The following is a 24,833-nucleotide window of genomic DNA, read 5'->3' on the forward strand; positions in this document are numbered from 1 at the left end:
ACGGATATGAAAAAGATATTTTTAATTTGCTTATTGCCGGTATTTATGATACTAACGGTAACGGGTTGCAAAAAAAGCTTCCAGGAGTTAACCGTTAACCCTAACGTACCTAATGCTGTGCCTGCGTCGTTGCTTTTCAATGGCATTTTAAACAGCATGGTCGATATGCCTGATGGCTCCGACGAAACTTATTCGCAATACTATATTAATAACTACGATTACTACGGAAATAACCGTTATGATTTTGGCAGCGGCGACAATTATTACAACGCCTTGAAAAATGTTGTGGCTATGGAAGACCAGGCTGTTAAAGGCGGAGCCAAAGCAGTTAACCCATATAGCGCCTTAGGCAAATTTTTCAGAGCTTATTTTTTCAGCAAAATGAGTATGGAAGAAGGTGATATTCCAATGACTCAAGCTTTACAGGGTTTAACTAATCTAACTCCTGCTTATGACACTCAAAAAACAGTAATGACCCAGTCATTAAGCTGGCTGGAGAGCGCCAATGCTGATCTTACCACATTAATTGCCTCAGGCGACAATACGCTTGCCGGTGATATCTACCTGAGTAATAGCTTAACTGCGTGGCAAAAAGTGGTAAACACATTCAGGATCAGGTTGCTTGTACAGTTAAGCAAAAAAACTGCTGATATTGATGTTGTAAATCAATTCGCTACCATTTTGGGTAATCCAACAAAATACCCATTAATGACCAGTGCAACCGACAACCTGCAATACACCTTTGTTTCGCCAACTAACTATTATCCGCAAACACCTGATAACTTTGGTCAGAGTGGTTCACGTAAAAACACCTCGGCTACTTACATCGGTTTGTTAACAAGCTTAAAAGATCCGCGCGTATTTGTAACGGCTGAGCCTGCGCGGTACAATGTTGATAACCTGAAAGAAAGTCCCACTGCATTTTCATCATTTATAGGTGCTGATCCGGGCCTGGATTTAGGTGTAATGTATAACAATGCAGGCTTGCAGAAATATTCTTTCCTTAACAGGAAACGTTATTACTCAACTTATACGGGCGAACCTTCTATACAAATAGGCTACCCTGAACTGATGTTTAACATAGCCGAAGGTATTAACAGAGGTTGGGCTACAGGCAATGCGGAAGACTATTATATCAAAGGAATACAGGCTTCGTTTGCTTTCTACAGTATCCCAGTTGGTACAGGTACTTTCACCGCTTATTTTTACCGCCCTGGTTCAACCAACGTAGCTGCTTTATCTAACTACGATACTTACACCATCAACGTTGATTGGGCTACCTACTATGCGCAAAGCAGTGTTAAATATACTACAGGTGCAACTGGTTTAACTAAAATATTGCAGCAAAAATACCTGGCGTTATTCCGTCACTCGGGTTTGGAATCATATTTTACATACCGTCGTACCGGTATACCAACCTTTACAACAGGGCCAGGTACTGGTAACGGTGGTCGTATAGCAACCCGTTTCCAATATCCGCAATCAGAGCGTACTTCAAATGCCGATAATTATAACAAAGCGTTAGCCAGTCAGTATGGCGGTAACGATGATATTAACGGTGTTATGTATATACTTAAATAACCTCAGCTTATACGTTTTAATTAATCTGCATGAAGGCCCCGCTAATCAGGGGCCTTTATCATTAAATACAAAAGCCATGAAAAAAGTTATCTTATTTGTATTATTCGTATTGTCATTTTCGGCCTTAAGCGCCCAGCATAAAACCCAAAACGTAGTTATCGTCACTATCGATGGTTTACGCTGGCAGGAAGTTTTCCGTGGTGCCGATTCGGCCATTATCAACTCAAATGATACGCATGATAAGAATGATGTGCGTAAAAATTTCTGGACGGAGGCCGCAGCCGATCGTCGAAAACTGCTGATGCCTTTTTTTTGGAACACGGTAGTTGAAAAAGGACAACTGTATGGAAACCGCGATCTGGGCAGTAAGGATGAAGTTGCCAACCCATACCATTTTTCATATCCGGGATATAACGAAATATTTACAGGTTTCCCCGATAAGCGGATGAATACCAACGATGGTATTTATAATCCTAATATGAATGTGCTTGAATTTCTGAATAAGCAAAAAGGTTTTGAAAACAAAGTGGCTGCATTTGCTTCATGGGAACGCTTTTCACAGATCCTGAGCCCGAAACGTGCAGGTATTTTAGTTAACGCGGGCTTTATGGCTTTAGAAACTCCGGGTATGAACGATCGCCTGAAACACCTGAATGAACTGCAGTTGGAAGCGCCCCGTTATATCAGCGATTCAACCCGGATCGATTTTCTGACGTTTGAGTTTGCCAAAAACTATATGATGCAATACAAGCCGCGGGCATTATATGTATCATTTGATGAACCGGATGATATGGCCCATGCAGGCAATTATAAGTTTTACCTTGACCGTATTAAACAGGAAGATGGCTTTATAAAACAACTTTGGGATTATATCCAATCAGAGCCTGCTTATAAAAATAAAACTACCCTGATCATCACCTGCGACCACGGCAGGGGTGATGAGCCAATGAAAAAATGGCATGACCATGGGTCGGACGTGTTGCATTCAGAGCAAACCTGGTTTGCGGTAATCGGCCCGGGTACCCCGGCAACAGGAGAAATGAAACAAGGTGAAACAACTTATCATAAGCAACTGGCTCAAACCATTGCCAATTTATTAGGCTTTGATTTTAAAGCCGCGGCAGGTCATGAGGTGGGGGATGCGATAAGTAGTGTTACAGGTAAAAAATAAATAACGATGCGTTTTCAACTATTAACAATTTTGGGTTTACTATGGCTGCTACCCGGTGATGGGTGGCAGGCCAACCCGGCTCCTGTTTCAAGGCATGAGTTTATAGTCGCTGCCCACCGTGGCGATCACGTCATTTATCCGGAGAACACGCTTGAAGCGTATAAGGAGGCAATAAAAAATGAGGCTGATTATGTAGAGATAGACCTGCGTACTACCAAAGATGGTGAACTGGTAAGTATGCATGACGGCAGTATCAACCGCATGACTGATGGGAAAGGCCAACTGAAGGATTTTACACTTGCAGAGCTATTGCAGTTAAAGGTGAAGAGCAAGGATACCGCGAGCAAAGAGGTGTACCGGATCCCAACCTTTAAGCAGATCCTGCAAATATGCAAAAACCGGATAGGTATCTATCTTGATTTTAAAGCTGCCGATCCTGAACAGGCCTATCAGATGATCAAAGAATATGGCATGGAAAAACAGGTATTGGTTTATATTAACAGCGCCGCTCAATTTACAGGCTGGCGCAAAGCTGCCTCAAAAATGCCGCTGATGCTGAGCCTGCCCGATAGTGTTAAAAATACTGCCGGAATGAAAAGCTTTATCGATCAGTATCACCCTGATATCCTTGACGGATCATACAATCAATACACCGCCGATATGGTTGCCTTGGCCGGTGAATATCACATTCCGGTTTGGCCTGATATCCAAAGTGCAGGTGAAGGCCCGGCAGATTGGAACGAGGCCCTTGCGGTTGGTTTGAAAGGTTTACAAACGGATCATCCGGCAGCATTGGTGAAGTTTTTAAAAGAAAAGGGGTTGAGGTAAATTGTCTGAATCAGAATTTTCAGAATTTAAGAATGTCCGGAATGTGATGTGTTTAATTCTGAAAATTCAAGCATTCTGAAATTCTGATTCAGATAGCTTCTTAACTGTCAATCACCATCACAGGGCAACGTTTGCACATGAAATAATATCCTATGACCTTGCGCCGCGACCTTTCGGTATGCCCATCTAACCAGTAAAGGTTGCAGGCAATATTAAAGCCCTCGGAATATATATATATCAACTAAAGCGGCACCCCAATTACGTAAGAATACTTGGGGATTAGCGTAACTGAATAATTATAACTACTTTTATATCAATTAGGTAGGATATTAACGAACCTCTTTTTATAAACCAATGTAAAACCGCTTTGCCATGAAAAGAAATAATTTCATTACTGCTATGTTAGCTTTTGCTGCAATGCCTTTAACATCCTTTTCTACAGGTGTAAAGAGATTTATGCGGGTAAACAAAGGATTTAAAATAGGTGCGGGAGAAGGCCGTATACATGGGCATATTAAATTAAAAGGGGTCAATTCAAATATAATGGATGTGAAAGTATCTGGCAGTGATACCGACGGCGACCTGGCTATTTTTGAACAAACAAGTTTGTCGCAAGGCCGCGGTACTCCATTGCATGTGCATCCCTTGCAAGACGAAATATTTTATGTTTTAGATGGCGCCTACTACTTCCAGGTTGGTGAAGATAAGTTCCATTTGAGTGCAGGCGATAGTGTTTTTTTACCCCGAAATGTACCACATGCATGGACACAAGTATCTGAAAAAGGAAAAATGACGGTTACGTTTCAACCTGCTGGTAAGCTTGAAGATTTTTTTGTACCAATGCAAGCATTAGATCATGAACCAACAAAACAGGAACTCGCCAAAATTTTTAACGACCATGATATGCAAATAGTAGGTCCGCCGTTAAAACTGGAGTAAACTTCTCACGGTATGTACAAGACACGTCAAATTAGGTGTTTTCTTAACCTTCATTTAACACCCCAAGCCTACCTTTGCCGTAAAATAATAGCCTATGACCTCGCGCCGCGAATTTTTTGGCACTGCCTTAACAGGCGTTGCCGCTTTAAGTCTTTTACCTGCTGTCAATAGTTTTGCCGCTGAAAATAACGGGTATAGCCGTGCCACCAAAGCCAAACTAAAATTAAGATTTGCTTTAGCTTCTGACATTCATTATGGACAGCCGAAAACGGATTTTATGTTGCACACCGGCAACATGGTTAAATGGCTTAACGAAGATCATAGCAAAAATCACCTTGATTTTGTGATTGTTAACGGCGACCTGGTACACAACCGCCCCGACTTGCTCCCTGAGATCAAAACTAAATACCTTGATAAATTAAATGTCCCCTACCATACTATTCCCGGCAATCATGATTTTGCGGATGCCACAGTTTGGAAGAATGCTTTTGGTTATGAAGATAAATACACGGTAGAGTTTGGCGATATAGGTTTTGTATTGGCCCACACTGCCGATACCAAAGGTGTTTATACCTGCCCTAATAATGCTTTCCTCAAGGTGTCGTTAGATAAATTTGCCGACAAAAGAATTGTTTTTGTGATACTGCATATCCCGCCTACCAAATGGGTTAAGAATGATGTATTTGTTGATTGCCCGGAAACCATCCAATTGCTTCATTCGTACCCTAACATAAAAGCGGTGTTTCATGGCCACGATCACTTACTGGATGGTGTGCGTTACACGGATAAACTCCCACATTTTTTCGATTCGCACATAGGCGGCGACTGGGGTACTGAATACAAAGGCTACCGCATAGTTGAAGTTGATGAGCAGAATGCTATCTATACCTACCAGGTAAACGCGAGTCAGAACCCGGTGCTAAACTCGGCTAAACTGTAAACTTTTTTTAGGACGATACATAACGTAGAAGGCACGAGTTCGCCGTGCTCAGGCTATCGCGCAAAACTTGCGCCAGCAAAGTTTATTATAGATTTTACTTTTCCACCGGGTATTTTAACCCTATTTGCGTCCTGGCCCGATCTATCATATCAATCATTTGTCTTGATAGTTCATGCGGCAGTATCGAGCTTTCGGTTTTGCCCTGCTTTATGAGTTCATAAAAATGGATGATCTCATAATTTAGCCCTCCGGCAATGAATGGTTCATTCAATTCTACTATGCGGCCATCAAGGTAGCTGATAGTTGCCTTTGCCGGGTTCCACCAGTTTTTGTGGATGGTAATATGCCCCAGCGTACCTACTATCAATGCGTCGCCTTTGCCATGCATATCAAAACCACAATATAATTGCGCGTATCCATTTTGATGAAGCGTTTGAAAAATGGCAAACATGTCGATCCCGGTTTCGCCAAACCTGCCCATGGTTTGGATGTCCTGCATGGGGCCAAGCCAGTCGAGGGCTAGAAAAGCCTCATAAATAGCAATCCCCATGAGGCTGCCGCCCACAAGGTCGAGGTTGTAATTCGGATGGTCGGGCGGGCAATCGGCCACGGCCGATCCGGCGCGTACATAGCCAACAGGGCCTATAGGATCATTAGCAATATGTTCTTTTAATTTGCCGTATAAAGGGTAGAAGGGTGGTTTCATTCCTTCCATAAAAAGCAAGCCGGTTTGTTTAGCAACAGCAAGCACCTCGTCCAGTTCGGAAAGATTAACAGTAACCGGTTTTTCACAAAGCACATGCTTGCCCGCTTTAAGTGCGGCAATGCTGTAAGCGGCATGGCTATCAGGCAAGGTAGCTATATAAACAGCGTCAATATCGCTCGCAAGCAATTCATTAATACTTCGGCAAGCAATACCGCCATATTGCGCAACAAAAGCGTCAACAGTTTCAGGCCTGCGCGAATAGGATGCTGTAAGTTCAACGCCATCAACAACTGAGAAGCCCTGCATAAACCTGTGGGCAATACGTCCGCATCCAATAACACCCCATTTTATCATAGTTCTTAGTCTGAAGTCTTAAGTCCGGAGTTCTAAGTCAAAAATTGATTTTTCAAGTATATAGTTTTAAATGCAAAAGTCCCGGGTAAATAAATTTTATTACTTACTCAGGACTTCTGACTTGGAACTTAAGGCTCTCGACTTAAGACTTCCGACTTATTGATACTGGATATAAATCGGGTATGGTTTGTATCTCGATAAAACCTCCTCTGGTGTTAACATGTGGTGAGGTGGTTTTTTGATATCGTTTTTGTAAAACAATTTAAAGCCTGTAAACTGAACCGGCTCCTGGTTAATAAAATAGCGGTACGTGCCGGTTTTAAGGTCTGGTTCGCCCCAACCGTCCATATCCATTACCAATTGGATCTCGGGGTGCAGCTTGATATTTTTATAGTTGGTCACCATCTTTTTAGTAAAGCGGTGAACTATCAGGATTTTTGGCGGTAAGCCGTTTTTCTTAACAATTTTGGTTAGGTAGTCTGATACGTAGTTGATATCATCAGCATCATAAGTGCCGATCTTTTTACCCGGATGGGTTCCGTCTTTCATCGAAAACTCAGGGTCCATACCAAAATGTACCTGCGGTAATTCCAGGTATTTTTCAAGCAGCGGTAATTCTGCACGGATGTTGCTTAAGGCTACCTGTACATCTAAAAATACAATAGCATGGGCTTTTTTAGCCAGCACCAATACGCTGTCAATTTGCTTAAATGGCATACGGTAACGGAATTTGCCGTCTTTACCGCCATCGCCCTGGGCAACTACAGCAATATAGTGCAGTGCAGGCTGTACCGGAGTTTTAGGATCTGCCTTTTCCCAGTGTTTTACTTCGCCTTTAAGCTTGGCCAACATTTCATTTGGCGGCAATTCGCCCAAAATACCCATTCTTTTCGAATACAGGTTTCCGTAAAAAGCAACTACACGTTTAAATGGTAAAATGGCGCCGCCTATCGGGTACGGGGTATTTTTAACAGGCCATCTGCCGGTTGTATCGCCATGCGCGTTGAATTTCATCAACGAGTCGTACAGCTTTTTGTCGATAGGAGGGTAGGTAGATTTTTTAACGCTTAAGGTATCTGCTGTTTCAGCCTGGGCCGAATCACCTTTAACTGCAACAGCGGTTTTTTTACCGTCGGTTTTGGCATTACTGCCATTTTGTGAGCAGCTATTTAAAAGCAAAGCTGCCGATGCCATAAACGTAGCGGATAGTACAAGCGTTTTTAGTTTCATTTTTTTAACGTTCAATATAATGCAGGTGTATGTAAGGTGTGTTTATTTTAATTCCCAGCCACTTATAAAGCAGCAATTGTGTTGGTTCGGTCGCCGCCAAAGATAGATATTGGAAATTAATTACTTTTAATTTTATGAAACTTTCCAAAAACCCCTAAAGGCAGTTTTGGCCCTGCCGTAGCCTGCAGATAAAGCTCGCCAATTTCGAGGTTTTGCACCTGTGGGAATGAGCTTTTAATAAGGTTTTCAACTATTACAGATGAGAAGCCAAGGGAGTAAGTATTCAGGATGAGGAAGTGCTCTTCAGGGTCTAGCAGTTGAGTTACATCACGCATCATTTCGGTGATGTTATCTTCCAGTTTCCACTTTTCGCCGTTGGGGCCATTGCCATATGCCGGCGGATCAAGTATGATACCGTTATATTTTTTACCGCGTTTCAATTCGCGTTTTACAAATTTCAAAGCATCCTCAACAACCCATCTAATATCTTTCAAACCCGAGATCTCCTGGTTTTCATTGGCCCAGGTTACTACTTGCTTTATAGAATCAACGTGGGTAGTATCGGCACCTGCTGCCCTTGCAATTAAGGAAGCGCCGCCTGTGTAGGCAAACAGGTTAAGTACTTTTGGCTCGGGGGTTTTAAAGCGTTTTACATTTTGGCTGATATAATCCCAGTTTACGGCCTGCTCCGGGAAGATGCCCACATGTTTAAATGAGGTTAATCCCAGCCTGAACTTAATGGCTGCTTCCTTGTTTTTATATTGGATATGCCAGCGATCGGGAGTTTTAGGATCTTTTTTCAACCATTCGCCTGTAGTTGCCGAACGGCCTTTAAACTTGATATGGTGCAAACGCTGCCACTCAGAAGCGGGCAGGGTTTTGTTCCAAACCGCCTGTGGTTCGGGGCGGATAAGTATAGTGTTCCCAAAGCGTTCCAGCTTTTCAAAATCGCCGCAATCAATCAGCTCGTAATCTTTCCAGTGCGTTGGGGTAAGTAATTGGATCATTTTATTTTAAGTCAAAAGTCTTGAGTATTAAGTCGAAAGTTTGGATCTCAACTTAAAAGGTGCGGCAAATATAATGATATCTTATTGTTTGACTTTAAACTTTAGGCTACAGACTTATTACAACTTTTCCTTCGCCGCCTGCATAAATTTGCTGGCAAATACAAAGTCGTTAAGTTCCTTATTATCGGTATGGGCAATTTCCTTGTTGCTGCCTTCCCACCATTTTTGACCCTGGTGTAAAAAAACAATATGATCGCCAATACCCATTACCGAGTTCATATCGTGGGTTACCACAACGGTAGTTATGCTGTACTCCAGAGTAAGCTCGGCTATCAGTTCATCAATTAATATCGAAGTTTTAGGATCGAGACCGGAGTTTGGTTCATCCACAAAAAGATATTTAGGCTGCATGGAAATGGCGCGGGCAATGCCAACGCGCTTTTTCATACCGCCTGATAGTTCAGCCGGATAAAGTTTGTTTTTGCCAGCGAGGTTAACCCGCTCTAAACAAAAGTTGGCCCGTTCAAGCTTTTCGGCCTTTGATCTGTTGGTGAACAAATTTAACGGGAACATGATGTTCTCTTCCACTGTCATGGAATCAAACAGGGCCGAATTTTGAAAAAGCATACCAATACTTGTGCGGATAGGTACACGTTGTTCAAAATCCATTTGGGTGAAATTTTCATTATCAAAAAAAACCTCGCCTTTGGATGGTTCATGCAGGCCAACAATACATTTTAATAATGTTGTTTTGCCTGATCCGGAACCGCCTATGATCAGGTTGTTTTTGCCTTCGTGGAAAACTGAACTGATTCCTTTAAGAACGTGATTTTCGCCAAAGGTTTTATTAATGTCTTTAATTTCGATCATAGCATTAAACGGGTGATAACAAGGTCGGCAAATAAGATCATCACACAACTAAAAACTACACCCTTTGTAGCCGACTGGCCAACCTCAAGTGCACCGCCTGATGTGTAAAAACCCTGGTAAGCACAAATAGAAGCAATGATAAAGCCAAAAACAATTGCTTTAACAAGTGCTACTCTTACCGTTAAGCCATCAAACCCATCACGTACCCCTACAATATAATCGGCAGGCGTAATGTCTCCGGAAGCAACGCAGGCAATATACCCCCCTGTAATGCCTAAAGTTATTGAAGCAATAACCAGTAATGGCACCATACTCATGCCCGCAATGATCTTGGGCGATATCAGGTATCCCGGCGCGTTTACGCCCATAATTTCGAGGGCATCAATTTGCTCGGTAACCCGCATAGTACCAATTTGAGACGCGATACTTGAACCAACACGCCCGGCCAATACAAGCGCTGATATGGTTGGACTAAATTCAAGAATAGTGGAGTCACGCGCTATTTTACCCGCTATACTAAGAGGCACCAGCGGACTTGATAGCTGGAAGGCTACCTGAATAGTAGTTGCTGCTCCAATAAATATAGATATGATTGAGATGATACCCAATGATCCGATGCCTACTGATACCATTTCGCGCATTACTTCGGCCCAGTATACACTGAACTTTTCGGGCTTTCTGAAACTTAAACGCAGTAAGAGTATGTATCTTCCTAAACTTTCAAACATTTGTTCTTATAAAAATCGGTTAAAAATACGCTTTTTACCTTTAAGCCTAAATGGTCAGGTGTTAAAACAAGTCATTTAAATTCAATTTTAACTGTATCAATTATTATGCTTACGTAAATTGCGGGCATAAAGCTTCACTAACTATAAAAATTAATTTAAACAATATGAAAAACGTACTCATCACCGGTTCAACCAAAGGCATGGGCCGCTCAATTGCAATTGCTTTTGCTAATGAAGGATTAAACGTGGCAATTTGTTCGCGGAATGAGCAAGAATTATTAAATTTTAAAGATGAACTTGAACAGGTTGATGCAGGGGTAAAGGTTTTTGCTATGAAAGCTGATGGCAGCAAGAAAACCGAACTATTGAAGTTTGCCGCTGCCGCTGAAGCCGAACTTGGCTTCATTGATGTTGTGGTTAATAATTTGGGGACGTTTATTCCTTCAAGCATATTGGATGATACTGAAGATACCCTTCCAATCCAGATGAATACTAACCTGATGCCGGGCTATGAGTTGTACCGTTATTTCGGTAAAACCATGGCAAAGGCACGTAAAGGGCACTTTTTTAATATATGCTCGGTAGCCGCTATAAATCCTGTGCCCCAAGCCGGTAGTTATAGTGTAACAAAGTATGCGTTGTTAGGTCTAACAAAAGTAATGAGGCTCGAGATGCAGGAGCATGGTGTAAAAGTTACCGCCGTAATTCCCGGATCAACGTTAACGGATTCATGGAAAGACGCGGTGGTTGACCCCAATACCATGGTGCTGCCCGAAGACATAGCATCGGCAATCATCAATATTTACAAGATGAGCACCGGCGCCAATGTCGACGAAATCATCATCAAACCCGCTCCGGGCCAGTTATGATAAATCAACTTTAAACATAAAGCGAACATAAATTATGGAAAAGAAACTTCATCGCGATGAACACCGAAAGGTAATAGGCGGTGTTTGCGCGGGCCTTGCCGAGCATTTCGGCACGGACGTAGCAGTTATCAGGGCGATATTTTTGGTGACCCTTATTTTAAAAGGCTTCAGCTTACCCATATATATAGTATTGTGGATAGTGCTGCCAAAAAAAGGTTACAGCTTTAATCCCGGTGTTGATTACAGGGTACCGCCACAGGATAACCCTTTTGCAAGCGGGCAGCAATCGGGGCCATTTTACGATCCTAAATTTGGCAGCCAGCCATTTAATCCCCCGTTTGTACATCCGCCCAAAAAACAAGCTTCAACCGTTGGGCTGATATTTGGCGTGGCCATGATCCTCTTAGGTTCGGTATTCCTGCTTAATGAGCTCGACCTGATGCCTGATTGGGATTTTGAAAACCTTTGGCCCGTAATGCTGGTAGGCGCAGGTATTGCGCTTATAGTTTCGGGAGTAAAGAAACAGCCCTGGGAAAAACAAAGCTGGCATGCTAATGAGGTAGCTGATGCCCCGGAAGCCGAACCTGCTAAGGAAGAAACAGAAACTAAAGATACACCTCCAACTATATAAAATCATGAGAAGCGATAAACTTGTTCCGGGCGCGATCCTGGTATTGTTGGGAGTGGTATTCCTGCTGGATAACTTCCACGTAATAAATTTCGACTGGATGAACATCCTGTATCTGTGGCCTATATTTTTAATTATGGGAGGTATCAGTTTAGTGTTTGCCGGAAACCGATCGCCGCTGGCTACCATCTTAAAGCTTGCGGTAGTAATAGGTTGCTTTGCATTGCTGGTATTTGGCAACTTTGGTAAACGCTACCATTTTTGGCCAAATGCCTGGACTTTTCATAGCGACGATTATAATAATGACGATAATGACAACGATGATAGCGATACAACGAATACCGATCAGGGAGTTGTTAAAATAGGCGGTGATAAAACCTTTAAAGAGGAGTATAATGCCGGTATTAAACATGCCCGCCTTAATATCAGTGGTGGCGGTACCATATATAACTTAAGTGATAGTACTGCCGATTTATTCAGCGCCCAAACGCAGGAACTTTACGGTAAGTACACTTTTAACCATAGTAAAAATGATTCGGTGTATGTGCTTAACCTTAATTTAAAGAATAATAAGGGTTTCCATTTTGATTCAAACGACAAGAAAAACAACAGGGCCGATATTAAATTAAACACAAATCCGGTGTGGGATATTGACATTACTACGGGTGCAACAGATTTAAATTTTGATCTTTCAAAATTCAAAATAAAAACCCTATCTTTAAAAGGTGGAGCAGCGTCATTTGATGTGAAGCTCGGGGCTCCTGTTGGCACCACAAATGTGGAAGTTTCAACCGGTGCATCTGAGGTTACCATAAGCGTTCCAAAAGGCGCTGCCTGCCGTATCACATCCAATACCGGCCTCTCATCAAACGAATTTGAGGGTTTCAGTAAAAAGGATGGTAACGACTACGAAACCGATGGCTTTGATGCCGCAAAAAGCAGGATCCTGATACACATGAGTGGAGGGATCTCTGATTTTAAAGTAAACCGATATTAACCTAAATCCTGAGTAAAAAGATACCGGGACATAATACAACAATAATGAATTGCCAGCCGCTCCGTCAATTTGATGGAGCGTTTTTTTTGTACCATATTGCAATGCTGATTCAGGGTTTTGTCATTTAAGATAACAAAAGGGCGAAAAAGTGTTAAATTGAAAACCTTTGGAACAAAAAATAAGTTTAATTTACAGCACAAATAATCTGCTATGAAATACCCATACCTTATATTATCTGCGTTGCTATTTTGGGCTTGTACCGTAAATGCTCAAACCACTGTAAAAGGCACTGTTGTTGAGTCGGGCAAAAACAATAAAATGAGCGATGTTTTTGTGCGCGACAACCAAAACAGGCAAATGACACTTACCGATAGTAAAGGTAATTTCAGCATCCGCACTGAAACGGGGCACACCCTGATTTTTAGTTCTCCGGGATACGTGTCGGATACGTTATATGTAACCGATTTTACCAACAAGAAAATAGAGATGGTTGCCCAAACCATAGCCTTAAGGCAGGTTAATATCAGCGCCAAACGCGAAACATTTGACGCCCACAAAGAATATCCGGAAGTGTATACCCGCGCTAAAGTTTATCCGCTATCACCTACATCATGGTTTAGCAAGGAGGCAAAAGATGCCCGCCGCCTTAAAAAGTACTTTAAACACGAGGAAGAAGAACGCCATGTTGACGAAGTGTTTACCATGACTTACGTACAAAGCATTATCCCGCTGCGCGGACAGGATCTGGAGAATTTCATGACCATTTACAGGCCTTCATACGAGTTTGTCAAAAACAACAACGGCCCTTCCATGGCGGTTTATATCAATGATTCGTACAAAAAGTATCTGGCACTGCCGGCTGATAAACGTACGCTGCCTGATTTGAAAGAGTAGTTTTTTTAGTAGCAGCGACAGTTGCAGTAGCAGTTTGGGTTAGATATGAGTTGGCGCAGTTAGCATTAATCAATCTGCCCAAACGCTGATATCGTTAGTAATGATCTTTTGGTAAAGCAGTTCGATCTGGCTTTTCAGGATCCGGTCTTCAGATAGTGGCGGCAGGTTGTCAATATCAAAATATTGAACATCCAACACATCAAATCCTTTGTTGATCTCTGTAGTAACAGCTTTACAGTAGAAAACCATTTTATATACATAAAAAGGCTGCGGAGGATGTGGGTGCATTTTTTTATCAAATACGGCCAGCAGCCTGTCGGCAGTAACCTGCAAGCCGGTTTCTTCCCAAAATTCTTTAATAATGGTTTCCTTGGGTGTATAGCCAATATCACCCCATCCACCGGGCAACGACCATTTTCCATCACCGCTTTCTTTAGCCAGCAGGATCTTATTATCCGGCGAAAGCAGCATCCCCCGTAAATCAACCTTGGCGGTAGGATAATCGGCAGCCTGAGGGAACAATAGGTTGATGGTTTCGGCGCCGTAATCGCTTACCTCATCAAACATTTGAGTGCTCAGGTGTTGCAGTTCCTTGTAACGTTCGATATCGTATTCGTTTTTGGCGTATAGCAGGCCTGTTTCGGCAATGGAACGTAGTTGGGTTATAAGGGAAAGCAGGTTGGTGTTGGGCATAGTAGATGTTAATATTTTGGCATGGTGAAGCATCTTCTTCGTCCTGTATAGCAGTTATGCAAAGTGAAGAAGATCTTTCGCTATCGCTCAAGATGACAAATAAAATCAATAAATGTTCAGTTGCCGATAGAAAATCCGAAATCGAAAATCCCAATTCCGAAATCAAAGAGATTACCCTCTGCCTAACAGCTCGTCAAGCTTATTGCGTTCGGTTTGGAGTTCGCGCGCAAGTTTCTTTTCTTTTTCGTTGGCTTTGGCCTTGAAGGCTTTGTATTCCTCATCAAGCTCTTCGTAAAGTTTGATGCGGTATTTAGCCTCGCGGCTATGTGCACCTGAGCGGGCTATCACTATAACGGCAACTACACCAAAAACAATAACCAAGCCCCACATTACCAGGTTGTACGTTGCTTTGGTGAAGGGAATTCCCAGCAGGCTGATCTCGTCGCGTTTGGCGTTTGATTCGTTGAGGGCTTGTTCCTTATTGCTTGCGTCAGATTTGAGGCTTTCAACATTTTTACCCTGTTCGGCAAGTTTGGCCCGGGCCTCTTTAAGCTGGCGGCGCTCGGTGTTCAGGGTATCCTTCATGTTTTTCCACAGGGCGGCAACTAATGGTTGCTGATAATGGTATAGTTTGCTAAGCAGGTATTTGTACTGGCCATTAAGGCTTTTATCTTTTTGCAGGGCCGAATCGGCAGCAGCACTGATTTTGGGCAGGGTATAAGCAGATTTAGCCGGTTGCTGCGACGTTGCAGCCGGGTTTTTAAGCGCTGCCGGGCTCGATCTTACAATGGGTGGAATAGCATTGGGCTTTAAGGTAGCGGTTTTTTTCCTGGTGCTGTCCTGTGCAAAAGTTGCCGCAACACTGCCCGTTATCATCGCTATTAAAACCGTTATCGTAAGTAGTAAATGCTTGTTCATCAAATGTAAAATTAGGTATATGCTATTAACAAAACAGGATGTTTACGGTTTTTATTATATACACCCTGCGTTTTTGAGGCTAAAATAAGCTTTCGTACGTAATTAACCTACTCATAGTTATATTAGCGGCATGAATATAGGTATTATTGGGTTAGGCGATATGGGCCGCCTTTACGCAAAGGCTTTCGCAAAGGCCGGTTACACCGTTTCGGGCTGCGACCTGCCGGCCAACCGTGAAAAGCTTGAAGAAGAGCTTACGCCCCACGGCATCACCGTTATGGATCACGGCAGCGATGTTGCCCGCATCAACGACCTCATCATCTATTCGGTTGAGGCCGATAGCATGGAGCGCGTGGTTGCTGAGTATGGCCCTTCAACCAAATACGGTGCCATTGTGGCCGGACAAACTTCGGTTAAGTCTCCGGAAATTGCCACCTTTGAAAAGCACCTGCCTGCCGATGCCCAGATAGTTACCTTTCATGGGATGCACGGCCCCGGGTTTGAACCCGCCGGGCAAACCCTCATCCTGATCCCGCACCGCTCAACGCCCGATGCCTACCAGCGCATGTATGACCTGTTTACGGCGATTGGCAGCAACATAGTTGAAATTGCCGATTACCACGAACACGACCGCATTGTGGCCGATACCCAGGCCGTTACTCACGTTGGTTTTGAGAGCATGGGCACAGCCTGGAAATCTGCCGGGTTTTTCCCCTGGGAAAACGCTTCATATATTGGGGGGATAGATAACGTGAAGATCCTGACCACCCTCCGGATCTTCAGTTATAAGGCCCACGTTTATGCCGGGTTGGCCATCCTCAACCCGTATGCCCGCCAACAGGTGAAGCGCTATGCCGAATCGGAGTCGGAGTTGTTTAAGCTGATGATCAGGGAGGAGGCCGATGCATTTAAACAACGTCTTTACCGCGCCCGTGACTTTGTTTTCCACGAAAGCCGTAAGCCCATTATGCTTAATGATACCGTGATGAAGGAGTTTTCGCTCTCGCAGCATGCCGATCATCAGAAGCCAAACTCGCACCTTAGTATTTTAAGTATGGTTGATGCCTGGTACCACCTTGGCGTTAACCCCTACGATAACCTCATTTGCCAAACCCCGCCTTTCCGCCTGCGTTTGGGCATTGCCGAATACCTTTTCAAGAATGAAGAGCTGCTGGAAGAATCACTGGAAACAGCCCTATACGATAAAACCATCCGCGGCGACGACCTGGAGTTTCACTCGGCGGTGAGGGAATGGTCGGCTATTATTGGATATGGGGATATGGAGGGGTATAAGAAACACTTTAATAATACGCAGGCATTCTTTAGCCACCGGCTTGAAGAGGGCAAAGCCCAGAGCGCGGAGCTGATCCGCAGGTTGATGATGGAGTAATTTTTTGATTTGGGAATTCAGATGTTCGATTTCGGATTTAAGCTTGATTAGCAGGTGTTCAATTTTTTAAGGTGTGAACACTTGTTGTTTTTTGTAATTTGATTGTTGTTGATAATCAGTTGTTTATAAAATCTGTAAAATCATCTATTCGCTGTTTTGAACAGGTTGATGCTGATAGTCAATTAGTTGTGAATTTTGCCAATAAAACGTTGAACACCTGTTTTTCAAAAATTGAACACTGACAGGATGGTGTCAGTACTTGATTGTATCTATCTCCGTTAATAAATAGCTACATTTGTTACCTAAACCAATCATAAACTATATATGCACAATTTTTATCCGGTAAAAGCAATTTCAAACCTCGTTGTTATATCCGCTTTTTCAATTTTGCTCATCTCCTGTTCAAAATCGCAACCCAAGCCACCCATTAATCCCGAATTGCCGGTTACCATAACAGCATTTGCTCCTGCAAAAGGCTTACCCAATACCGTGGTAACTATAACAGGGACAAACTTTAACACCACTATAGCTAACAATACTGTTACGTTTAACGGTGTTACTGCCAAAATTAATTCGGTAACAACAACCCAAATTGTAGCAACGGTACCCGCAACGGCAGCCACCGGTAAAATAGAATTACTTAGTAACGGAAAAAAGGCGGCGTCGGCTACAGGTTTTACTGTTAGAACAGGAGCAATGACTGATTTTGCATCTCTTGGAGCTATAAATATTGATCAAATTAAGTTTGATGGCACAGGACGTATGTTTGGTGCCGACGGTACTAACGTGTATGAAATAAAACCGGGTGCGCAAGAGGTATATTACACTAATACCTCTGTGAGTAATTTCACCGGTTTCGCTGCCGACGTACAGGGCAATTTATACATGCCAGTTGCAGGCACGATATTGAAAGTATCGCCTGGAAAAAATGTATCTGTTTTAGCTGGTAGTGCTACCAGTACAGGGTTAGCAGAAGGTGCTGGAGCCGTTGCAAAATTAGGTTCTCAGTCAATTGATTTACCTATTGATGCAGCAGGAAATTTGTATTATCTAAGCAGTGGCGGTTGTGTGTTTAAGGTCACTCCCGCAGGAGTTGCTACAATTATTGCAGGTGGTAAAACCGGAGAGCAGGGATATGTTGACGGGAAAGGAAATGCTGCGAGGTTTGGTGTTATGACCAGAGGAACTGCCGATCCAACAGGTAATGTTTATATAGTTGATGCCGATCATTTCCGAATCCGTAAAATTACTCCCGAGGGCGAAGTTAGTACAGTTGCCGGTAATGGAACATTTGGCCTTACCGATGGCGAGGGAGCAAATGCACAAATATTCGGTCCTCAATCATTGGTATCAGACGCAGAAGGTAATATATTTTTTAGCGATGCTGATTTTGAAAACCATCTCTACAGGATAAGGATGCTCAATAAATTAGGCCAGGCGATAACCCTTATTTCCGGAAATACAACAAATGGCATTGTTAACGGCGCTCTTGGAACAGCCACTACCAATCGTCCTTTGGGGCTTGCCTTTGATTCTACCGGAAATCTTTATATAGTGAACTCCGGGGTACACAAAATAAGCAAGGTCACCTTTAATTAGGCTGGAGTGAAACGATTGGTTTTATATAATTGCAATTAAGTAGCCTGAACGGCAGTTCATCAATAGTTATTCAATAAATAGAGGTAATGTTATGGACAAAACGGGCATGCTGGTAATTGAGCCTAGAGTTTTTAAAATTTATTCGCGGTAATTTAAAGTATAGCATCAGCTTGCCACGCTTGCTGCTCGCGCAAAGCTGATGCTATGAAATAAGCAGTATTAAATTAAGTCCTTACTGCGCCGCTGACATTGTTTTGCTTGCCGTGGCTGTATTTATCCAGTTTAGCAACCGCTCCTGGATGTATTGTGTCCATGCCGGTGCGCAGGCGTGATAACATTCAAACTCCGGCACCAGGCCAACGTGGGTGAATACAATTTTTGTGGCATCGCCCTCGGCAGAAATGTCAAAGCAAAGTTTGGTGCCGGTCCATTCGGTTTGGTTTTGTGTAAAAGTTAGCTTGCTATCGGTAATCAGCCAGGCTATTTTTTTGTTGGGGACCAATTCAACAAGTTTTTGTTTGGTGTAGTGCGCCCCGTCGCCGGCAAAGAATGAAAACTCGTCGCCAAGTTTTTCCGACTCGCCTTCAAATATTTCCGAATGCAAGCCTGACCACCATCCCCGGACATTTTTTAACGCATCAAAAACTTCTTCAGGGCTTTGGTTTACCAATAAGGTTGTTGTGAAATCTGTAGTTGTCATTTTTTTGATCTTTAAGTTGAATAATTCATTATTTAACAGGCCTTGTTAAAATGGGTAACTTTAAAGTTACGTAAATGTATAGGTAACTTCTGAGTTACGCAATTTTTTCTGAAAATTTTTTATTGCCTCATTTTGAGGGTATAGGTGTGTGTCACGGCGGCGCTACCGCAAGTGTTTGATAAATCAGAACAATTTTTTGCCTGTGATTTTTCGTTCAGTATATTTAAAACTTATTGATCACAACCTGAACTTTACATGCGCCAGTTCAAAGCTAAGTTTAAGTACATTTTTTTACCCTTTGTTTTTATAGGCCTTTGCACCATAATTATTTATACCTTTTTGCATTGGCTGCTGCTTATCAGGTTTAATGTTTTTACGCTGAAAGATAAAGACGCCGATTTTCTTATTCCCGGGATTGTAGGTCTTGTTTTGCCACAGCTTTTACTTTTTCCTAAGTTGAGGCAATTAAAGGCATATAAAGCAACCAGTCGTGATCCAATAACTATTTTGTTAATGGTAGGCGGTTTTACATTTGCTGTACCTATCTGTATCGCGCAAAATTATCTTGAATCAGCTACCGGTAAGCTAACCCGTCTGGATAGCATAAGCGAGGTACACTATGTGCCGCAGACTAAGTACTATACCGTTAAACAGAAGTATCCTAACAAGCATATGGCCCACTTTAAGGTTATCCTTTCTGTTAGCGGTAAAAATAACGTAGATTTTAATATGGATGCTTATGCAGCGGTGCCGGTTTTTGACCGTGTTTTTCCCGATACCAGCAAGATAGCTGCCATGCGAAACAGGGTAAACCCTAAAACACTGGTGATCATTAATGATACGCTGCGCAATATGTTGTTTTTAAAAAAATTACCTGCCGACTCGATAATGATGATGCGTTATGTCAATCCTACTATGGTAATGCCTAAATATGGGGATGCCGGTAAATACGGCGCGTTAGCGGTTGTAACCCGGAGTTATAAATTTAAGATAAAGCCTATAATCCCCAAAATAGAGCCCGCCGCGTGGTTTGTTTTTAAATACCACAAAACCATCAGCAATAGTTTATCCACGAGTGAAAAGAATTCCTATTTCAGTCAGTTTGCAAAAGATTGCGACACCGCTTTCAAATACAAGCCGTTAAACAAATTTATATACCTGGCCCGCTTACCTAATGATAATGAGGTAGCCAACTACGAGGCGGCCATAAACTCGCGCGATGATGTTGCTGAAGGAGAGCAAACAATGCTTTCGCCTGTTTACGAATCGTTTGAAAAACGGAATGGTAATAAGCTTGCATGGATTGGCGGATCATTTACCATCGGAGCAACGCTGTTTTTACTCCTGCTCGGGTTATTCAGAATTAAAGGTTTGGATAATTTTGAGAAGAGGATGTTTGAAAAATGGGAGAAAGACGTGATAAACAGGCCTTGAGTTTATAGAGCTGAATTTCGACAGAAGTAATGGTTTGATTACCATCACTATAATTGAGTGAAATGAATTGAACAACAAGCCACTTCAAAACACTTGACAATCCCCTGATAATCCTCCATTCCAATTTTAACCCAGGTTAAAATTTCATGCGATTGACAACGGTACTTTTGTTCTGTCGGAAGAGACAACAACAAAAAACAAAATCATGAAACGTACAGCAAATGCACATTGGAACGGTACCTTACAGGATGGTAAGGGCGAGATCACTACTCAAAGCACCGTATTAAATAAAACACAATATTCTTTCAAAACCCGTTTTGCCGAGGGCGTAGGTACCAACCCTGAAGAACTGATTGCAGCGGCCCACGCCGGTTGTTTTACGATGGCGATTGGCGCAGCATTGACACAGGCCGGTTACACCCCTGGTGATCTGACTACCGATGCCATTCTTGACCTGGATATGCAGGCATTAAGTATAACAGCTATAGCTTTAAACCTGAAAGCTACTGTTATTGAAGGTCTTAGTGAGCAACAGTTTAAAGAAATTGCTGAAGGTGCAAAAGCAAATTGTATCATCTCCAAAGCTTTGAATGTGCCTATTTCACTGAATGTAATTTACGCTTAAGTAAATTTTGCTTGGGTATGCTATTCAGAGGACCGGTGAAGCCGGTCCTTTGTTTTTATGATGGATGCCGTCATTTTTAATACCCTTCACTGGTTGAGATTAGGAATAATATAAATTTCACCGCTACTTCTTAATTTACATTTATCTGCCTTCGGCTCAACAAAATATACTATCCAACCCAATTCAATTCCCTCATCCATTCCTGCCTATAATACCTTATATTAGTATAGGTTTTCATACCTGCCAATTATAGTCCTCATTTAAAAAAGTCGAACATGAAAAAGGTATCGCTGTTATTTGTGTTCCCTGTGGTGTTGTTCGCTACCTATTTATTTGCGTTCCAGGGAAAAAAATTAAAAGTATCGGGCAAAACAAAACCAGTAATCCCGGTAATGTGCGGATCGGGGATAGTGCAGGATGCAGATACAGCGGGGAATGGCAAATTTATACAGCGCTTACCCGGCTGGGGACATCACAGCTATGCTATAGCTACAGGTAACGATAGCGCCCGGTTTTACTTTAACCAGGGCTTAACTATGTATTACAGCTACCACATGAAGGAGGCATTTGCCTCGTTCAAAGAAGCATCGCGTTTTGACCCCTCGGCCGCTATGACTTACTGGGGGCAGGCTTTAAGCCTGGGCCCTTACTATAACGCCGGCGGACCTTATGTTGCGCCTGCCGGTTTGCCTGCTGTTTTGAAACAAATGAACGCCGTTGCCGGCAGTGCTCCCGAAAAGGAAAAAGCGTTGATAGCGGCGATGAACCTTCGTTACCCGCAGGGCGGCACCAACGCAAGCGACAATGAAGCTTATGCACAGGATCTGAAGAAACTGATGCAGGCCTACCCAACCGATGCCGACCTTAAGATGCTGTATATTGACGCGGTAATGCTCATTCACCCCTGGGATTTTTGGGCGCCCGACGGTACCGATAAACCCTGGACCGCCGAACTGGTTACCTTGTGCAAAGGCGTTTTAAATACCAATCCGGAGCACCCGGCGGCGCTGCATTATTATATCCATTTAACCGAGGCTTCGCGTAACCCCGGCGCCGCGCTGGCCAATGCAGGGGCATTAAAAAGGTTGTTCCCCGGTATCGGGCATATGGTGCATATGGCCAGTCATGTTTATCAGCGCAATGGTTTGTATTTTCAGGGTGTTGACGTTAATGAAAAAGCAGCCAAATGTATTGTTAATTATGCCGCCCTGGCGCCCAATTTAAAGCTCACAAAAATAAACTCTCACTTTTACGCTGTCGAAACACTTTGTGCCTTTAACGGGGCTATGTACGAGCGGGGGATGGAAGCGGCCCAACGCTGCCGCAATGCGGTAAAACCTTCGGCAGGTGATACTTATTCGCAATATCTGTACATGATGCCGGTATTTACCATGATGCGCCTTGGCAAATGGCACGAACTGCTCAAAGACAGCGTTGGCCCCAATCGCGACTGGGCCTATGCGCGGGTGTTATACCATTTTGCCCGCGGAATGGCATTTCTGTATACGGGCGGGCAGGATTCGGCCGTGGCCCAGCTTGCTTTATTGCGTGGCAGGCTTGATGACGCCTCTTTAAAACAGCGGCATATTCCTTTTAATATCGCACTGGATGGCGCCACTGTTGCCGAAAACATATTGGATGGTGCTATTTTGCTCGGCCGCAATAAGTTTGATGATGGTATGGCGGCATTAAAAAAAGCAGTGCAGACAGAGGATAACATGATTTACTCGGAGCCTGCTGAGTGGCCTATTCCGGCACGGCAGTTCCTGGGTGCCTACCTGCTCAAAACCGATTATAACCCGCAGGCCGAAAAAGTTTTCCGCGAAGACCTGGAACGTAACCCGGGTAACGGCTGGTCGATGCTGGGCATGTACCAAAGTTTAAAGGCGCAAAACCGTGCCGAAAAGTTGCCTTATTACAAGGCGGGCTTCACGCGCTCGTTTTCGCATGCCGATGAGGTGCCTGCGAGTTCGGTGGTTATGAATTAGGGCAATGTTCCGGGCGACAGGTGCGGTGCCGGTTTTTGTTGGTTAGCTTTCGGGGAAAAATCTAAATACTTTTGTAGATTAGGCTCAAATCTAAAAGCCTTAACCCGGAATGTAAGTGAACAGATACCTAACCCAAAGATTTGTTTTATACGCCCTTTTTATAATTGCAATAGTATTAGCGGGGATTCAATTTTTAAGCGACCGGGGCGTATGGCTTGATGAAGCTGTATTAACCCTTAATTTAATACACCGTAATGCTGTTGGTCTGTTCCGTCCCCTTGATTACAATGGAGTTGCGCCTGTGTTATTCCTGCTTATTCAAAAAGCATTTATATCTCTCGTGCCCAAATCAGATTATGCACTTAAGGTATTTCCGCTTATCTGCTATTTGGCGTTCCTGCCCCTGTTTGCCCGGATCCTAAGCAGGCTTTTCAAAAGCATTTACAGCATTATTTTAGGATTGAGCCTGGTTGTTTTTAATCAAACTATAATTTATTACTCAAGCGAGGCCAAGCAGTATATTGTCGATCTTCTGGTAATCACCATATTCTATTATCTGTTGATTGAGGAGAAAGCATTAAAGGGGTTTTACTATAAGCTTTTGGTACTGGGCTTAATCTGCATATATCTCTCCAACATCACACCAATTATCCTGCTCACGGTTGATGTATACCTGTTTTATAAATCAAGATCGGAAAATAAGCCCCTGGACAGGCATTTTATAATCACCAATTTATGTTGGGGTGTTTTCTTCGCTTTATATTATTTTGTGTTTATCTATAGCCATCCAACGCAACATAAAATGGTTGGGTACTGGTCAAATGCAGGTGCTTTTATGCCCTTTGATTCGTCGTTTTGGGGGTGGATGGCAGGTCGCTTTCACGGCATTTTTTATTTTCTTTTTTACTTCGGGCAGCTTATCGGGAGCTGTATTATGATATTATTCGGCCTGGGTGTCATACTGTTGGTTAGGTACAGAAGATACGATCTCATGATATTAACATTACTGCCGGTTTGCGTCCATCTTGTTTTATCCGGACTTAAATTATATCCATTTGAAACCCGCTTATATTTGTACTTAACCCCTGGCCTGGTCATTACGTGCGTATTTAGCTATGAGTTCTTAGTCACCAGGCTATCTCATCTGAGATTTGGAAAAGCCGTCGGTTTTATCTTTTTACTGCTTCCGGCATTAATGGCCAGGGTTGTATTTATACACCAGCCACCTTACACGCAGCATGATGATATTAAAAGGGGGATTGAAGCCATCAATAAAAAATTTGAAAAAGGCGATGCCCTTTATACCGGCAACTTAACAGGCTTACCGGTAAAATACTATAAAGATTTAGGTGGTATAGATGGGCGGCTTGATGTAATCTATAAGGATAGCCTTTTAAATACGCATTGTCCGTATGCCGTTAAGCGTTTGTGGGTACTTACATATTCCGTTGAAGATCAACCCCAGGAACTTTCTGAACTGTTGAAAAGCAGGCAATTAATAAAAAAAGGCAGTTTTGAAACCCGCGGCGGTGTGCGCTTTAGTTTGTTTGCGCAAGGTAATGCACTTGTTCAAAAAAAATAGTTGCGATAAAATAGAACTGAATATTTAGAAAAGCCTTAATAGAGACAGCAGGAAGATTTCATTTTTCGGAAACAACAGGAGTTTCATTGATTACATCATTCATCCAAAGCATACCTTTTTCAGGTAGATTGCCGCTCAGATAATCAATTATAGCGTTGCTAT

At 42.9% G+C, this 24,833-nt stretch carries 23 protein-coding genes; 15 read left to right on the forward strand and 8 right to left on the reverse strand.

Going from position 1 to position 24,833, the window contains the following annotated elements:
* Nucleotides 1-6 precede the first annotated feature (6 nt).
* From ABIC84_RS10405 to ABIC84_RS10425, 5 genes are all read left to right on the forward strand, one after another.
* Complete coding sequence (locus ABIC84_RS10405) at nucleotides 7-1,581, forward strand: SusD/RagB family nutrient-binding outer membrane lipoprotein (RefSeq protein ID WP_429263536.1); 1,575 nt, start codon at nucleotides 7-9, stop codon at nucleotides 1,579-1,581.
* Nucleotides 1,582-1,657: 76 nt separating this feature from the next.
* The gene (locus tag ABIC84_RS10410; RefSeq protein WP_429263537.1) at nucleotides 1,658-2,752 is read left to right on the forward strand and encodes an alkaline phosphatase family protein; all 1,095 of its coding nucleotides are present in this window, start codon (nucleotides 1,658-1,660) and stop codon (nucleotides 2,750-2,752) included.
* A 6-nt stretch (nucleotides 2,753-2,758) separates the two neighbouring features.
* The gene (locus ABIC84_RS10415) at nucleotides 2,759-3,580 is read left to right on the forward strand and encodes a glycerophosphodiester phosphodiesterase family protein (protein ID WP_429263538.1); all 822 of its coding nucleotides are present in this window, start codon (nucleotides 2,759-2,761) and stop codon (nucleotides 3,578-3,580) included.
* A 372-nt stretch (nucleotides 3,581-3,952) separates the two neighbouring features.
* Complete coding sequence (locus tag ABIC84_RS10420) at nucleotides 3,953-4,519, forward strand: cupin domain-containing protein (protein ID WP_429263539.1); 567 nt, start codon at nucleotides 3,953-3,955, stop codon at nucleotides 4,517-4,519.
* 94 nt (nucleotides 4,520-4,613) lie between these two features.
* Complete coding sequence (locus ABIC84_RS10425; RefSeq protein WP_429263540.1) at nucleotides 4,614-5,459, forward strand: metallophosphoesterase family protein; 846 nt, start codon at nucleotides 4,614-4,616, stop codon at nucleotides 5,457-5,459.
* Between the two features lie 94 nt (nucleotides 5,460-5,553).
* Here the strand turns inward: ABIC84_RS10425 and ABIC84_RS10430 are convergent, their stop codons facing one another.
* The 5 genes from ABIC84_RS10430 to ABIC84_RS10450 form a co-directional block, all read right to left on the reverse strand.
* Entirely contained in the window at nucleotides 5,554-6,519 is a 966-nt protein-coding gene (locus ABIC84_RS10430) for a Gfo/Idh/MocA family protein (protein WP_429263541.1), read from the reverse strand.
* 156 nt (nucleotides 6,520-6,675) lie between these two features.
* The gene (locus tag ABIC84_RS10435) at nucleotides 6,676-7,749 is read right to left on the reverse strand and encodes a hypothetical protein (RefSeq protein ID WP_429263542.1); all 1,074 of its coding nucleotides are present in this window, start codon (nucleotides 7,747-7,749) and stop codon (nucleotides 6,676-6,678) included.
* A gap of 116 nt (nucleotides 7,750-7,865) precedes the next feature.
* Nucleotides 7,866-8,756 (reverse strand): class I SAM-dependent methyltransferase, encoded by an 891-nt coding sequence (locus ABIC84_RS10440; RefSeq protein WP_429263543.1) that lies wholly within the window; start codon nucleotides 8,754-8,756, stop codon nucleotides 7,866-7,868.
* Nucleotides 8,757-8,873: 117 nt separating this feature from the next.
* Nucleotides 8,874-9,626 carry an ABC transporter ATP-binding protein gene (locus tag ABIC84_RS10445; protein ID WP_426584774.1) on the reverse strand — a complete coding sequence of 251 codons (753 nt, stop codon included), beginning with the start codon at nucleotides 9,624-9,626 and terminating at the stop codon, nucleotides 8,874-8,876.
* Nucleotides 9,623-10,354: an MlaE family ABC transporter permease gene (locus ABIC84_RS10450; RefSeq protein ID WP_426584776.1), complete on the reverse strand. Its 732-nt coding sequence runs from the start codon at nucleotides 10,352-10,354 to the stop codon at nucleotides 9,623-9,625. Before ABIC84_RS10450 ends, ABIC84_RS10445 begins: the two co-directional genes overlap by 4 nt.
* Nucleotides 10,355-10,518: 164 nt before the next feature.
* Between ABIC84_RS10450 and ABIC84_RS10455 the strand changes: the two genes are divergently transcribed.
* The 4 genes from ABIC84_RS10455 to ABIC84_RS10470 all read left to right on the forward strand — a co-directional run bounded on the left by ABIC84_RS10455 (nucleotide 10,519) and on the right by ABIC84_RS10470 (nucleotide 13,742).
* On the forward strand, nucleotides 10,519-11,223 hold the full coding sequence (locus ABIC84_RS10455; protein ID WP_426584778.1) for an SDR family oxidoreductase: 705 nt from the start codon (nucleotides 10,519-10,521) through the stop codon (nucleotides 11,221-11,223).
* Nucleotides 11,224-11,257: 34 nt separating this feature from the next.
* Complete coding sequence (locus tag ABIC84_RS10460; protein WP_426584780.1) at nucleotides 11,258-11,854, forward strand: PspC domain-containing protein; 597 nt, start codon at nucleotides 11,258-11,260, stop codon at nucleotides 11,852-11,854.
* A 4-nt stretch (nucleotides 11,855-11,858) separates the two neighbouring features.
* A complete protein-coding gene (locus ABIC84_RS10465; RefSeq protein WP_426584782.1) occupies nucleotides 11,859-12,848 on the forward strand; it encodes a LiaI-LiaF-like domain-containing protein in 990 nt (329 codons plus the stop codon).
* A gap of 210 nt (nucleotides 12,849-13,058) precedes the next feature.
* Entirely contained in the window at nucleotides 13,059-13,742 is a 684-nt protein-coding gene (locus ABIC84_RS10470) for a carboxypeptidase-like regulatory domain-containing protein (protein ID WP_429263544.1), read from the forward strand.
* Between the two features lie 69 nt (nucleotides 13,743-13,811).
* On the opposite strand, the gene ABIC84_RS10475 is transcribed toward ABIC84_RS10470, so the two are convergent.
* On the reverse strand, nucleotides 13,812-14,435 hold the full coding sequence (locus tag ABIC84_RS10475) for an NUDIX hydrolase (protein WP_429263545.1): 624 nt from the start codon (nucleotides 14,433-14,435) through the stop codon (nucleotides 13,812-13,814).
* Between the two features lie 171 nt (nucleotides 14,436-14,606).
* A complete protein-coding gene (locus ABIC84_RS10480) occupies nucleotides 14,607-15,353 on the reverse strand; it encodes a hypothetical protein (RefSeq protein ID WP_429263546.1) in 747 nt (248 codons plus the stop codon).
* Between the two features lie 130 nt (nucleotides 15,354-15,483).
* Here ABIC84_RS10480 and ABIC84_RS10485 point away from each other — a divergent pair, with 130 nt between their 5' ends.
* Both ABIC84_RS10485 and ABIC84_RS10490 read left to right on the forward strand, forming a co-directional pair.
* A complete protein-coding gene (locus ABIC84_RS10485; RefSeq protein ID WP_429263547.1) occupies nucleotides 15,484-16,743 on the forward strand; it encodes a prephenate dehydrogenase/arogenate dehydrogenase family protein in 1,260 nt (419 codons plus the stop codon).
* Nucleotides 16,744-17,067: 324 nt separating this feature from the next.
* Nucleotides 17,068-18,342: an IPT/TIG domain-containing protein gene (locus ABIC84_RS10490; RefSeq protein WP_429263548.1), complete on the forward strand. Its 1,275-nt coding sequence runs from the start codon at nucleotides 17,068-17,070 to the stop codon at nucleotides 18,340-18,342.
* Between the two features lie 232 nt (nucleotides 18,343-18,574).
* Here the strand turns inward: ABIC84_RS10490 and ABIC84_RS10495 are convergent, their stop codons facing one another.
* Complete coding sequence (locus ABIC84_RS10495; protein ID WP_429263549.1) at nucleotides 18,575-19,042, reverse strand: SRPBCC family protein; 468 nt, start codon at nucleotides 19,040-19,042, stop codon at nucleotides 18,575-18,577.
* Between the two features lie 255 nt (nucleotides 19,043-19,297).
* On the opposite strand from ABIC84_RS10495, the gene ABIC84_RS10500 reads away from it, so the two are divergent.
* The 4 genes from ABIC84_RS10500 to ABIC84_RS10515 all read left to right on the forward strand — a co-directional run bounded on the left by ABIC84_RS10500 (nucleotide 19,298) and on the right by ABIC84_RS10515 (nucleotide 24,671).
* Complete coding sequence (locus ABIC84_RS10500) at nucleotides 19,298-20,476, forward strand: hypothetical protein (protein ID WP_429263550.1); 1,179 nt, start codon at nucleotides 19,298-19,300, stop codon at nucleotides 20,474-20,476.
* Nucleotides 20,477-20,681: 205 nt separating this feature from the next.
* A complete protein-coding gene (locus tag ABIC84_RS10505) occupies nucleotides 20,682-21,101 on the forward strand; it encodes an OsmC family protein (protein ID WP_426584802.1) in 420 nt (139 codons plus the stop codon).
* 275 nt (nucleotides 21,102-21,376) lie between these two features.
* On the forward strand, nucleotides 21,377-23,089 hold the full coding sequence (locus ABIC84_RS10510; protein WP_429263551.1) for a hypothetical protein: 1,713 nt from the start codon (nucleotides 21,377-21,379) through the stop codon (nucleotides 23,087-23,089).
* Nucleotides 23,090-23,204: 115 nt separating this feature from the next.
* Entirely contained in the window at nucleotides 23,205-24,671 is a 1,467-nt protein-coding gene (locus ABIC84_RS10515; protein WP_429263552.1) for a hypothetical protein, read from the forward strand.
* Nucleotides 24,672-24,833 lie beyond the last annotated feature (162 nt).

Origin of the sequence: Mucilaginibacter sp. 3215 (assembly GCF_050433785.1) — a bacterium.
Taxonomy (GTDB): Bacteria; Bacteroidota; Bacteroidia; order Sphingobacteriales; family Sphingobacteriaceae; genus Mucilaginibacter.